General features: G+C 74.6%; 10 protein-coding genes, 1 tRNA gene and 2 pseudogenes. 4 read left to right on the top strand and 9 right to left on the bottom strand.

Annotated elements, in window-relative coordinates; all coding sequences use genetic code 11:
- Positions 1–159: 159 nt before the first annotated feature.
- Positions 160–233 (bottom strand) — tRNA-Pro (locus tag GA0115242_RS30055).
- Between the two features lie 134 nt (positions 234–367).
- On the opposite strand from GA0115242_RS30055, the gene GA0115242_RS30050 reads away from it, so the two are divergent.
- Together GA0115242_RS30050 and GA0115242_RS30045 are read left to right on the top strand one after the other, a co-directional pair.
- On the top strand, positions 368–1075 hold the full coding sequence (locus GA0115242_RS30050) for a hypothetical protein (protein ID WP_093834018.1): 708 nt from the start codon (positions 368–370) through the stop codon (positions 1073–1075).
- 43 nt (positions 1076–1118) lie between these two features.
- On the top strand, positions 1119–2042 hold the full coding sequence (locus GA0115242_RS30045; protein ID WP_093834016.1) for a transketolase family protein: 924 nt from the start codon (positions 1119–1121) through the stop codon (positions 2040–2042).
- Positions 2043–2208: 166 nt separating this feature from the next.
- Here GA0115242_RS30045 and GA0115242_RS30040 read toward each other — a convergent pair whose 3' ends face one another.
- The 8 genes and pseudogenes from GA0115242_RS30040 to GA0115242_RS30005 form a co-directional block, all read right to left on the bottom strand.
- Positions 2209–3798: an MFS transporter gene (locus GA0115242_RS30040; protein WP_237549387.1), complete on the bottom strand. Its 1590-nt coding sequence runs from the start codon at positions 3796–3798 to the stop codon at positions 2209–2211.
- Between the two features lie 176 nt (positions 3799–3974).
- On the bottom strand, positions 3975–4334 hold the full coding sequence (locus tag GA0115242_RS30035; protein WP_161353359.1) for an MmcQ/YjbR family DNA-binding protein: 360 nt from the start codon (positions 4332–4334) through the stop codon (positions 3975–3977).
- Between the two features lie 30 nt (positions 4335–4364).
- Positions 4365–4835, bottom strand: a complete 471-nt coding sequence (locus tag GA0115242_RS30030; protein ID WP_093834025.1) for a GNAT family N-acetyltransferase — start codon at positions 4833–4835, stop codon at positions 4365–4367.
- A 62-nt stretch (positions 4836–4897) separates the two neighbouring features.
- Complete coding sequence (locus GA0115242_RS30025) at positions 4898–5527, bottom strand: helix-turn-helix domain-containing protein (protein WP_093834012.1); 630 nt, start codon at positions 5525–5527, stop codon at positions 4898–4900.
- A gap of 199 nt (positions 5528–5726) precedes the next feature.
- Positions 5727–6626 carry a LysR family transcriptional regulator gene (locus GA0115242_RS30020; protein ID WP_093834010.1) on the bottom strand — a complete coding sequence of 300 codons (900 nt, stop codon included), beginning with the start codon at positions 6624–6626 and terminating at the stop codon, positions 5727–5729.
- Positions 6627–6864: 238 nt separating this feature from the next.
- Positions 6865–8052, bottom strand: a pseudogene (locus tag GA0115242_RS30015) (glycine C-acetyltransferase); the annotation flags it as partial.
- Between the two features lie 19 nt (positions 8053–8071).
- Positions 8072–9100, bottom strand: coding sequence for an L-threonine 3-dehydrogenase (tdh, locus tag GA0115242_RS30010; protein WP_093834008.1), 1029 nt, complete (start codon positions 9098–9100; stop codon positions 8072–8074).
- Between the two features lie 588 nt (positions 9101–9688).
- Positions 9689–10636, bottom strand: coding sequence for a LysR family transcriptional regulator (locus GA0115242_RS30005; protein WP_093834006.1), 948 nt, complete (start codon positions 10634–10636; stop codon positions 9689–9691).
- A gap of 139 nt (positions 10637–10775) precedes the next feature.
- On the opposite strand from GA0115242_RS30005, the pseudogene GA0115242_RS41985 reads away from it, so the two are divergent.
- A pseudogene (locus GA0115242_RS41985) lies at positions 10776–11054 on the top strand (muconolactone Delta-isomerase family protein); the annotation flags it as partial.
- A gap of 332 nt (positions 11055–11386) precedes the next feature.
- Entirely contained in the window at positions 11387–12682 is a 1296-nt protein-coding gene (locus GA0115242_RS29995) for a YbfB/YjiJ family MFS transporter (RefSeq protein ID WP_237549386.1), read from the top strand.
- Positions 12683–12695: the final 13 nt, after the last annotated feature.

The following is a 12695-nucleotide window of genomic DNA, read 5'->3' as shown; positions in this document are numbered from 1 at the left end:
CATCAGCGTGCTGCGCGCCCCACGGACCCTGCCCGCGACGACCGTCCTCACCCGCTGACACCGGTCAAGGCAGCATGGTCCCCAACTGGTCCCCAAGAATGATCAAGGGCCGGTAGCGGATGTCTCCGATACCGGCCCTCGAACAACGACTGTCTCCAGTCGGGACGACAGGATTTGAACCTGCGACCCCTTGACCCCCAGTCAAGTGCGCTACCAAGCTGCGCCACGTCCCGATGCTGTCTGACCTGGGGTTTCCCCTGGCCGAACGTGCACAGAAACCATACCGCACTCGGGTCGGTGGTCGCGCACCCCTTTCCCGTGGGCCGCCCTTGACCTGAAGTTCGGTTGAGGTAGCACGATCGGTTCCATGACGACGATCACCGAGGAAGCGCGGGCGTACGGGTACGCGGACCTGCCCCGCCTCATGGGCACGATGACCGGCGACGAGAAGCACGGGCCCGCCGCCACCTCCACCCTCGACGTGCTGTGGGTGCTGTACGACCGCGTGCTGCGGGTACGCCCCGAGACGGCCGACGACCCCGGCCGGGACCGGTTCCTGCTCTCCAAGGGGCACGGGCCGATGGCCTACTACGCCGTGCTCGCCGCGAAGGGGTTCCTCTCCACCGACCTGCTGCCCGGGTTCGGCTCCTGGGACTCCCCGCTCGGCCACCACCCCGACCGGACGCTGGTGCCCGGCGCCGAGATCGGCAGCGGCTCGCTCGGACACGGGCTGCCGATCGCCGTCGGCACGGCGCTGGGGCTGCGGGCCCGGCAACGGCACGAGCCCGCGGTGTGGGTCCTGGTCGGCGACGCCGAGCTGGACGAGGGCAGCAACCACGAGGCGATCGCCTACGCCGGGCCCGCCGGGCTGGAACGTCTGCACACCGTCGTCGTCGACAACTCCTCCGCCAGCCACGCCCGCCCCGGCGGCATCGCCGCCCGGTTCGAGGCGGCGGGCTGGTCCACGGCCACCGTCGACGGCCGCGACCACGACGCCCTGTACGACGCCTTCACCGCCCCGCACCCCGGCCGACCGCACCTGGTCGTCGCCCGGGTGGAGCCGAAGAACTCCTGAACGCCCGTCCGCCGCACCGCACTTCAGAGAGGTTCCGCCTGCCATGGACACCATGCGCGACCGTTTCGCCCCCGTCGTCTCCCAGGTGCTGGACGAGGACCCGCGCGTCGCGGTCGTCCTCGCCGAGATCGGCGCCGCCGACTTCCAGGAGACCGCCCGCCGCCACCCCGACCGGGTCGTCAACGTCGGCATCCGCGAGCAGCTCCTCGTCGGGGCGGGCGCGGGGCTGGCCCTGACCGGGATGCGGCCGGTCCTGCACACCTTCGCCAGCTTCCTCGTCGAGCGGCCCTTCGAGCAGGTCAAGCTGGACCTCGGGCACCAGGGCCTCGGCGCCGTCCTGGTCAGCGCCGCCGCCTCCTTCGACTGGCCGGCCGGCGGGTTCACCCACATGGCGCCCGGAGACGTGGCGCTGCTCGACACCCTCGACGGCTGGACCGTGCACGTCCCCGGCCACCCCGACGAGGCCGAGACCCTGCTGCGGCACGCGATCGCCGCCGGTGACGACAGGGTGTACGTCCGGCTCTCCCTCCAGGCCAACCGGGCCGGGCACCCCGTCGACGGGAAGCGCCCGCTCACCGTGCGCGAGGGGCGTTCCGGGGTGGTCGTCGCCGTCGGACCGATGCTGGACGCCGTCCTGGCGGCCACCGAGGGGCTCGACGTGAGCGTCCTGTACACGACGACCGTGCGGCCCTTCGACACGGCCGCGCTGCGCCGGGCCACGGCGTCGGCCGGAACGGACGTCGTCCTCGTCGAGCCGTACCTGGCCGGTACCTCGACCGCCGTGGTGAACGACGCCCTCGCCGACCTGCCGCACCGGGTGCTCGGCCTGGGCGTGGGGCGCGGCGAGCTGCGGCGCTACGGCACGCTGGAGGAGCACGTGGCCGCGCACGGGCTCGACGCGGGGTCGCTGCGCGAGCGGATCAGCGCCTTCCTCGCGCGGCGGGACGCGGTCCCCGCAGCGTCCTGAGCGACGGCCCGAGCGGGGCCCGAGCGGACTCCCCCGCCGACCGCGCGACCGACCCGCCCCGGGTCACGGGGGCCATGCCCCGGGCGTGGGGGGTCTGCGCCCTCGGTTCAGGGGGTCTTGCCCCGGGTCGGAGACACGTGCTTCGGCTCGGAGACACGTGCCCGGCTCACGAGGTCCGTTCGCCCTTCCGGCGGGGCGGGACCCGGTCGCGTATCTCCTCGGGAGCCCGCACCTTCGTCCCGTCGACCCGGACGAGATCGCGTATCGCGGGCACCGACAGCAGCACGACCGGCACGACCAGGCTCATGACGCCCGCGCCGAGGAGGACGTGATCGGCGCCGAGCGCGAGGGCCGCCGGGCCCGCGAGCGCCTGTCCGACCGGCATCATCGCGAGCGAACCGGCCACGTCGTAGGCGTGGATGCGGTTGAGGACGTCGGGCGCCACCTGTGTCTGGACACTGGTCGCCCACATGACGCCCCAGAACGACATCCCCGCCCCGGCGACGGCCGCCCCCGCCGCCATCGCCGGGACCCCGAGGCCCGATCCGACCGTCGCGGGGAACCCGGCGAAGAGGAAGAGGGAGACGGCGCCCGCGCGCAGCATCCTGCGGGGGCGCAGCCGCAGGGCGAGGAAGCCGCCGACGACCGTCCCGGCGCCGAGGGCGGAGTTGATCAGTCCGTAGGCCCCCGCGCCGTGGCGTTGCACCACCTCCGTCGCCACCAGCGGCACCGTCGGTCCCCACACGGCGATCATGTACAGGCACCAGACGGCTATCACGCCCCAGAGCCAGCTCCTGGCCCTGAACTCCCGCCAGCCTTCGACCAGATCGGCCCTGAAGACGGCACCGGCCCGGCCGACGGAGGCGCGCACGGGCGCGGGCGGCAGCCTGAGCAGCAGCAGGCACAGGGCGCTGACGGCGTAGGTGGCGGCGTGCGCCACGAAGACACCGCCGGGCGAGGACAGCCCGACCAGGACTCCGGCGAGGGCCGGGCCCACGAGCTGGGCGGCGGACTCGGCGATCCTGATGGCGCCGTTGGCCCCCTGGATGTCGGTGGCGAGGCGGGGGACCGTGCTGGCCACGCCCGGCTGGAAGACCGCGCCCGCGACGCCGTTGGCGAAGCCGATCGCGCAGACCTCCCAGAGGACGACGTGGTCGGTGAAGAAGAGGGCCGCGAGGACGGACTGGGTGCCCAGGCGCACCAGGTCGGAGCCGATCATCAGCTTCCTGGTGTCGAAGCGGTCGGCGATCACCCCGCCGAAGACGACGAGCCCGGCGAAGGCCGCGGCCGTCGCCGCCATCGCGAGGCCGACCGCTCCGGCGCCGTACCCGTGCTGGAGCAGCCCGGCGGCGAGGGCCACCGGCAGGACGGCGTCGCCGAGACGGGCGACGGCCCGCGCGACGAAGAACAGCCCGAAGTCCCGCGACCAGACGGGCGCCGGGGAGACGGAGGGAAAGGGGGACGGTGTGGAGAAACGGGCTGGTGGCAGGGGTGGGGGCGAGGACGGGACCCGGGACGGGGACGAGGTCGAGGACGGCGGTTGTCCGAGCGGCGTCGGCTCCGTGACCGGCGCGCCGGTCAGCGGGAACGCCCGCGGCTCGGACTCTCCGGGCGACCCCGAGGGCCGCGCGCGTCCACTCCCCCCGTGGCCCTCCCCCGTCCCGCCGTCCCCGGCGTCACCGCCGGGCGCTCCGACGTGCTGCTCGGGCCCCCGCCCGTCGCCGGACCGCTCCTCGTCCCCCCACCGCATCCCCATGCGTACGCCTCCGCCCCGCCCCGTCCCCCGGACCCGATCCCTTCACCACCGGAGCCTCGCCCCTCGGCCCAGCCCAGCCCGAACCTGAACTCGAACCGCAGCCGCAGACCAGCCCGCCCCGATTTCCACCCGCCTCCGGATCATGCCACGCGCCACTGACAACGGCCGCGGGGACGTCAGCCGGCGTCCGGAAGCCCCAACTCCGGGTGGGCGTCGAGGAGTCGCACGGGGGCCGCCTGGCGCCAGGAGTCGGCCAGGATGTCCCGCAGTTCCTCCTCGCCGTCCAGCGCGGCGATCCGGGCCCGCACCCAGGAGAACTGCGCCTCGTGCCCGGCGATCCAGAACTTCTCGGGCTCGGCCAGGACCAGTTCGTCGCGCTCTTCCTTGGGGCAGCGCACGGCGATGGACGTCTCCTCCTCCGGGAGCGTGGCGAACATCTTCCCGGCGACCCGGAACGTGGGCATGCTCCAGGCGATCTTCTCCGTCGTGTCCGGCAGGGAGAGGGCGATACGGCGTACGTCTTCGGCATCCGGCATGCCCCGGAGGGTATCCGCTGCCACCGACAGTCAGCTGGTCGGAGGGGTGTCCGCCAGGCGCTTGTAGTAGATCGACGTCGGCCGCAGCACACCGTCGGGGGCCGCCGCGTAGTCCGGCACGACACCGGCCCTGGTCCAGCCCGCGGCGTCGTAGAAGCGCTCCGCGGGCGACTCGGTCTCGGTGTCCAGGTGCAGGAGGGTGATCCCGGTCGACGCGGCCGACTCCTCGGCGGCGGCGAGCAGGGTCCGGCCGAGGCCGCGTCCGCGCGCGTCCCGGTGCACCATCAGTTTGACCACCTCCGCGCGGTGGACACCGTTGGGCCGACCCGGGAAGTCGAGGCCGACCGTGCCGAGCACCCGGTGCCCGCCGTCCTCCGCGACCCACACCGCGAGCCGCCCGGCCGCGACCCCCTCGGCCCGCTCCCGCCACCAGGCGAGCGCCGTCGGGTGGTCGAGCGGCGCGAGGAAGCCGACGGACGCGCCGCCGTCGACGGTGTCCATCAGGAGGTCCGCCAACGTCTCCACGCGTGCGTGCAGTTCGGCGCTGCCCACGCGTCGCACCCTCACGGCAGCACCACCGCGAGCGCGTACCGGACGTCCTCGGGCCCCGGGCACCTGAACCGCGTCGGCCCCCAGATCCGCAGCCGCAGGCAGTCGCCGGGGCCGAGGCGGTGCTCGGTGTCGCGCGCCGTCACGTCGAGCGTGCCGTCCAGGACCCAGATGTGCTGTTCGAGACCGGGGACGGGCGGACGGTCGTACGCGAGGTCGGCACCCGCGGCGAGGCGGCCCTCGACGAGTTCGCCGCGCAGCCCCGGATGCGGCGGGGAGACCGACCTGCGGACGAAACCGGCCGCGCGGTCGCGCCAGATCCGCTGGTCGGCGGCCCGGACGAGGAGGGCGGGCTCGGGTTCGATCTCGCTGAGGAGCTGGGACATGGTCCGGCCGTAGACGTGGCAGAGACGGTTGAGCAGGGAGGCGGTGGGGCTGATCTCCGCGCGTTCGGCGCGGGAGAGGGTGGACCGGCTCACCCCGCCGCGCTCCGCCACCTCCCCCAGCGACCAGCCGCGTTCGGCCCGCAGTTCGGCCAGCCGGGCCCCCAGTCGCACATCGACGGCGTCCGGCCCCTCTGCTCTGCCCACGACACCGTCGGCACGCTCGACCGCGTCGGCGTCACCCTTCGCTTCGTCACCCATATTCGGGATGCTATCCCATATTCGGGACGAAGACGGTGGAGGACCAGCCCGATGTCGAGCCGCCGAGCCGCGAGGAGGCAGCCGCAACAGCCATCGGACCGTCGATCACCGGAAGCAGCCGCAACAGCCATCGAGCCGTCGACCCGCAAGGGGCGAGGACGGACACCGGGCCGTCACCCCACAGCGACGGCCGAGCGGCTCAGCGGCCCGCCTCCGCCAGCGCCTCCAGCACCGGCCTGATCAGCGGATGCCCCTCCGCGCCCCGGCGGACCGCCGCGAAGACCCGCCGGGTGGGCGCCACCCCGTCGACCGGGCGCACGACCACCCCCGCGAGATCCACGCCGCGCAGCGCCGAACGCGGGACCAGGGCGACCCCCGCCCCGGCGGAGGCGAGGGCGACGACGGCACGGAAGTCGTCGGACGAGTGTTCGAGACGCGGCTGGAACCCCGCGCTCTCGCAGGCCAGGACGACCACGTCGTGGCAGGGATTGCCGGGGTACGGGCCGATCCACGCGTCCTTGGCCAGGTCGGCGAGCGGGACCTCGGCGGCACCCGCGAGCCGGTGGCCGACCGGCACGACCGCGTCGAAGGGCTCGGCGTAGAGCGGGAACGGGGTGAGCCGCGGGTCGTCGGCGGGCGGCGCGCCCCGGTACTCGACGGCGACGGCGACATCGACCAGCCGGTCGAGGACCATCGGCAGGCTGGCGTCACCCTCCGCGTCCAGGACCCGCACCCGGATGCCGGGCGCGGAGCGGGCGAGGCGGGTCAGGGCGGGCGCGACGACCTGGGCGATGCCGGTCGCGAAGGAGGCGACGGCGACCGTACCCGCCTCGCCCGCGGAGTAGGCGGCCAACTCCGCCTCGGCCCGCTCCAGTTGGGCCAGGACCTCATGGGTGTGCCCGAGCAGGATCTCGCCCGCCGGGGTCAGCCGCACCCCTTTGGCACCGCGTTCCACCAGGCGGTGGCCGGTCTCCTGCTCCAGGGCCGTGAGCTGCTGGGAGACGGCCGAGGGCGTGAGGTACAGCGCGGCGGCCGCCGCGGTGACCGTGCGGTGGTCCGCCACCGCACGGAGGATGTGGAGCCGCCGCGCTTCGATCATGCGACCGATTATCGCAATATGTCCGGGGTGCCCGACGCCTGCCCCGTCAGCCGCCCAGCCCGGCCCGCGCCCCGCCGGACGCCTCGGACACCCCACCGGACCCGTCTGAGGCACCCCCGGACGCCCCACCGGACCCGTCTGAGGCACCCCCGGACGCCCCACCGGACACCTCGGCCCGCGCCCCACCGGCCCCGTCGACCCCGTCGGCCGTCGCACCGGACACCCCGGCCGTCTCGCCGTCCAGCTCCGTGCGCGCCGCGACGAACGCGTCGACCGCGCGGTGGACGTCCTCCGTGGAATGCGCCGCGGAGAGCTGCACCCGGATCCGGGCCTGCCCCTGCGGGACGACCGGGTAGGAGAAGCCGATCACGTACACGCCCCGCTCCAGCAGCAGTTCCGCGAGGCGGCCCGCCCTGGACGCGTCGCCGATCATGACGGGCGCGATGGCGTGGTCGCCGGGCAGGATGTCGAAGCCCTCCTCCGCCATCCGGCGCCGGAACAGCGCGGTGTTCTCGGCCAGCCGCACCCGGAGGTCGTCCGCGGACTCCAACAGGTCGAGGACGGTGAGGGAGGCCGCCGCGATGACCGGGGCGAGGGTGTTGGAGAACAGGTAGGGGCGCGAGCGCTGGCGCAGCAGGGCGACGATCTCGGCGCGGGCCGCGACATAGCCGCCGGAGGCGCCGCCGAGCGCCTTGCCGAGGGTGCCGGTGATGATGTCGACGCGGTCCATGACGCCGTGCAGCTCGGGGGTGCCGCGTCCGCCGGGGCCGACGAAGCCGACGGCGTGCGAGTCGTCGACCATGACCATGGCGCCGTACCGGTCGGCGAGGTCGCAGATCTCGCGCAGCGGTGCCACGTAACCGTCCATGGAGAAGACGCCGTCGGTGACGATCAGCGTGCGCCTGCTGCCCGCCGCCTCCTTCAACTGCCGTTCCAGGTCCGCCATGTCGCGGTTGGCGTAGCGGAAGCGGCGGGCCTTGGAGAGGCGGATGCCGTCGATGATCGACGCGTGGTTGAGGGCATCGGAGATCACCGCGTCCTCGGGGCCGAGGAGGGTCTCGAAGACACCGCCGTTGGCGTCGAAGCAGGACGAGTAGAGGATCGTGTCCTCCTGCCCGAGGAAGGCGGAGAGCCGGGACTCCAGTTCCTTGTGGACCTCCTGGGTGCCGCAGATGAAGCGGACCGAGGCCATGCCGTAGCCCCAGCGGTCCAGCGCCCGGTGGGCGGCGGCCACCACGTCGGGATGGTCGGCGAGGCCGAGGTAGTTGTTGGCGCAGAAGTTGAGGACCTCGCCGGGGCGGCCGCCCGCGGTGACGGCGACGGTGGCCGACTGCGGGGTGCCGATCACGCGCTCCGGCTTGTGCAGTCCGGCGGCGCGGATCTCGTCGAGGGTGGCGCGCAGGTCGTCGCGCACGGAGTCGAACATCATCAGTCCTTGGGTCTCGTCAGAGGGTCCAGTCGAGGATGACCTTGCCGCCGCGGCCGCTCGCCGCGTCGGCGAAGGCCGCCTCGTAGTCGCTGTGTGCGTAGCGTCCGGTGATCACCGGGGCGAGGTCGAGGCCGCCTTCGAGGAGGACGGACATCGCGTACCAGGTCTCGAACATCTCACGGCCGTAGATGCCCTTGAGAGTGATCATCGAGGTGACGATCCGCGCCCAGTCGACGGGGAACTCCTCGGCGGGCAGGCCGAGCATGGCGATCCGGCCGCCGTGCGTCATGTTGGCGATCATCTCGCGCAGCGCGGCCGGGCGGCCGGACATCTCGAGGCCGATGTCGAAGCCCTCGCGCAGCCCCAACTCCCGCTGTCCGTCGGCGATGCGCGCGTCGGACACGTTCAGCGCGAGGCTGGCGCCGATCTTGCGGGCGAGGTCGAGACGCTCCTCGCTGACATCGGTGACGACGACGTTCCGGGCGCCCGCGTGCCGGGCGACGGCCGCCGCCATCAGGCCGATCGGGCCCGCGCCGGTGATCAGCACGTCCTCGCCGACCAGCGGGAAGGACAGCGCGGTGTGCACGGCGTTGCCGAACGGGTCGAAGATGGCGGCCACGTCGAGGTCCACCGGGACCCGGTGCACCCACACGTTGGAGGCGGGCAGCGCGACGTACTCGGCGAAGGCGCCGTCGCGGCCGACGCCGAGCCCGACGGTGGCCCGGCAGAGGTGACGGCGCCCGGCGAGGCAGTTGCGGCACTTGCCGCAGACCAGGTGGCCCTCGCCGCTGACCAGGTCGCCGACGGCGACGTCGGCGACGTCCCGGCCGGTCTCCACGACCTCGCCGACGAACTCGTGCCCGATCACCAGCGGGGTGCGGATCGTCTGCTGCGCCCAGCCGTCCCAGGCCCGGATGTGCAGGTCGGTGCCGCAGATGCCGGTGCGCAGCACCTTGATCAGGACGTCGCCTGTCCCCACGGCGGGCTCCGGCACGTCCGCGAGCCGGAGACCGGGCTCCGCCTTCTCCTTGACCAGCGCCTTCACAGTGCGGCTCCCGAGCATGAGGACCCGGCGGAGGGCACGCCGCAGCGGCCCGCGACCGGGGAGGGGGATGGAATCGCAGTGCAATCTTCCGTATCGGGCGCCCCGGGTCCATCGAGGATTTCTTAAGCGCCGTCGTAGATCGACTTCAGACCCACCGGAATCCGACCACGAACGACCGCGCGGGACCGCGCGGGTCCACGGAGGATCATGAAAGACCGCGAAGCCCTGCGCCGGACCGCGGAGAGGAGAGCCAACGGTCGTCGCAAGCGCGCGCAATCGGGGGAGCGCGCACAGTCAGAGGGCGCGCGCAGGCCGGGGGTGCGCGCAGGCCGGGGTGCGCGCAGGCCGGGGGTGCGCGCAGGCCGGGGGTGCGCGCAGCCAAGAGGGCGCGCGCAAGCAGGGAACGCGCCCAGCCAAGGGGGCGCATGGATCATCGGGAGCGCGACCGGGCACGGGGGCGCCCGGGACGACGACACGCGCTCCGTCCCGGGGCGCGTCCGGAAGGGCGGGAGCCCACGCGCCATCCGCTCGATCGGGGTCGAGGCCCCGCCACCACCCCGGCGCCCGCCGGCCCTCCGGGCGCCGCCGTCACCCCGTCGGCGCGTGCGGGTCGTCCGCAGGCAGCCATGCCTGCGGCTCGCGCGTGCCGAGGTCGCCGACCCCGTCGCAGAGCGCGTCGACGACGCCGAGCACCGCGGCCCGCTCCTCCCCCGCGCGCCGGACCAGCGACCAGGTCCAGTACACCTCCGGCGGCAGGATCGGGCGGCGGACCAGGTCGGGCGGGAGCGGACTGCTTTGTCCCTTGGGGCAGTTGACGACCGGACGGCGCAGTCGCCGCACATGGTCGAAGAACGCGGGCCCGGTCACCCCGCCGTCGCCGATCCGCACCGCGCGGGCCCCGGTCGTCCCGGCCAGTTCCCGCCCGTACACGTTCCACGACGACCACGAGGTCGCGTCGTCGTCGAGGAGGACGACGGTGTCGCGGGCCGCCACGGCGCGGGAGGAGCCCTGGGCGTCGGAGCCGAGGCCGACGTCGACGGCGTAGAGACGGTCGGCGCCCAGGAGCCGGGAGCGCAGCCCGAGCCGCTCCAGGTCGGCGCGGGGCGCCCAGCACACCGCGAGGTCCAGGCTCCCCGCGGCCACCCGGGCGGCCTGGGTGTGGGAGGGCGCCACCCAGGCGTCGACGTGCAGTTCGGCGACGGCGGCGGTGCGGGCGGTGAGGTCGGGCGGGAGCCAGTTGACGTAGCCGAGCCGCACCGGCTCCGAGCCCGACAGGCGCCCGGCCCGGCGGCGCAGGTCGTCGGCGCGGTCGAGGAGCGCCCGGGTGTGCGGCAGCAGCGCGGCGCCCGCCGGGGTGAGGGAGACGGAACGCCGGTCCCGGTCGAACAGCCGGACGCCCAGGTCCCGTTCGAGCACCTTGATCTGCTGGGAGAGGGACGGCCCGGCGATGAGCAGCCGTTCGGCGGCGCGCCCGAAGTTCAGCTCCTCGGCGACGGCGACGAAGTACCGCAGTTGACGCAGCTCCACGCCCGCCATGCTACGGCGACTGGGAGGCTGTGCCTCTCAGCAGCTAGGCAGCGGGTCGTGGCGGTGACGCGGGGGCGGGGAGACGATGGGGGGTGGCGGCGACGCCCGGCCGGGCCCCGGCCGTCCCACGGAAGCAGCGGGAGAGGCCATGCGCGAGTTCCTGGTCCGCATCACCACCGACGTCCCGGCGGACGTGCCCCGGGAGGAGGTCGACCGGCTGCGGGCGGCCGAGGCGGTCAGGGCGGCGGAGCTGGCCGCCACCGGGCACCTGGGGCGGCTGTGGCGCCCGGTCGGCGAGCTGACCAGCGTCGGCCTGTGGCGGGCGGCCGACGAGGAGGAGCTGCGCGCGAAGGTGCTCGACACCCTGCCGCTGCACGGCTGGATGACCTCGGAGGTCACGCCTCTCACGTCGCACCCCAACGACCCCCACCCCGAGGACGCACAGCCCACCGACCCGTACCCCGAGGACGCCCGCCCGGTCACCCCGCACCCCACGGCCCCGTACCCGAAGGACGCCCGCCCGCTCACCCCGCACCCCACCGAGGACCCGCCGGACGGCGCCCGGCCGCCCGGGAGCACATGAGCGACGGACGTCCGGCCCGGCACTCCGTGACCGACGGACGCCCGGCTCGGGAGTCCGTGAGCCGACATCCCCGCCCCTCCCGTACGCCCCGCTCCACCGAGCACCCGCCACCCCCGTCACTCCTGTCCCCCGTCGCCCCTCCCTCGTCCCCCACACGGAATCCGAGCCGCCGCCGCATGAGCACCCCGATACCGTCGCCCCACCCGTCCGCCGCGTCCGCCCTCTCCTCCCCCGCCCCGTGGCCGCATGTCGTGCGGACCGCCGCCGCGCTCGCCGCGGCCATGGGGATCGGCCGGTTCGTCTACACGGCGATCCTGCCGCTGATGCACGCCCAGGCGGGCCTGTCGGCCGCCGCCGGGGCCAACGTCGCCACCGCGAACTACGTCGGCTACCTCGTCGGCGCCCTCGCGGGCATCCTCGCCCCCGCCCTGGTCCGCTCGCGCGCCGTGCTGCGCGGGTCGCTGCTCGCGCTGGTCGCGACCCTCGCCGCGATGCCGCTCGGCGAGTCCGTCGCCGGGTGGCTGCTGCTGCGCCTGGTCGCCGGGGTGGCGAGCGCCCTCGTCTTCGTCGTCGCCGTCAGTTCGCTCCTGCACCACCTGCGCGACCGCCCGCCGCATCTGCCGGGCTGGGCGTTCGGCGGGGTCGGCGGCGGGATCGCCCTGTCCGGGCTGCTGGTGCTGGCCCTGCGGTCGGTCACCGACTGGCGGGCCGCCTGGTGGGCGTCGGCCGCGCTGACCGCCGTCCTCGCCTGCGCGGCGTGGAACCTGCGGCCGGAGTCCGCGCCCGAGACCCCGGCCGCCGCCGTCGCGGAGCCGGGACCGCGCACCCACCGCTGGTTCGGGGCGCTGTTCGTCTCCTACGGCCTGGAGGGCGTCGGCTACATCGTCGCCGGGACGTTCCTGGTGGCGGCGATCGGCCAGGGCTCCCCCGGCTGGGTGGGCAACGGCGCCTGGGTGCTCGTCGGGCTGGCCGCCGTCCCGTCGGCGGCGGTGTGGGCGTGGCTGGGACGGCGCCGGTCGCGCCCCGATCTGCTGCTTGCGGCGCTGCTGGTGCAGGCGGTCGGCATCGCGCTGCCCGCGCTGGTCGGGGGCACGGCCGCCGCGCTGGTGTCGGCGGTCCTCTTCGGCGGCACGTTCATCGGGATCAGCACCCTCGCCCTGGCGACCGGCGCCCACCTGCGGTTCCCCCGCTCGGTCGCCCTGCTGACCGCCGGGTACAGCGTCGGCCAGATCGTGGGCCCGCTGGCCGTCGCCCCGCTGCTCCAGCACGGCTACCGGGGCGCGCTGCCGCTGGCCTCGGGGGTGGTGCTCGCTGCGGCGGGAGCGGCGGCCGTGCTGCGGATCGGTTTCCCGCACCACATGCTCGTAGTACGACATCCGGAAGAGACCCGGCACACGGACGGCGGACGGCGACCGGAACCGACGCGGGACGCCGGTCCCGACACCGTCGCCCCGCACCGCACGGCCGGCTGACGTGGAGGCGCTC

Origin of the sequence: Streptomyces sp. SolWspMP-5a-2, from assembly GCF_900091845.1 — a bacterium.
Lineage (GTDB): Bacteria > Actinomycetota > Actinomycetes > Streptomycetales > Streptomycetaceae > Streptomyces > Streptomyces doudnae.
This window is presented reverse-complemented; position numbering and strand designations above follow the sequence as displayed.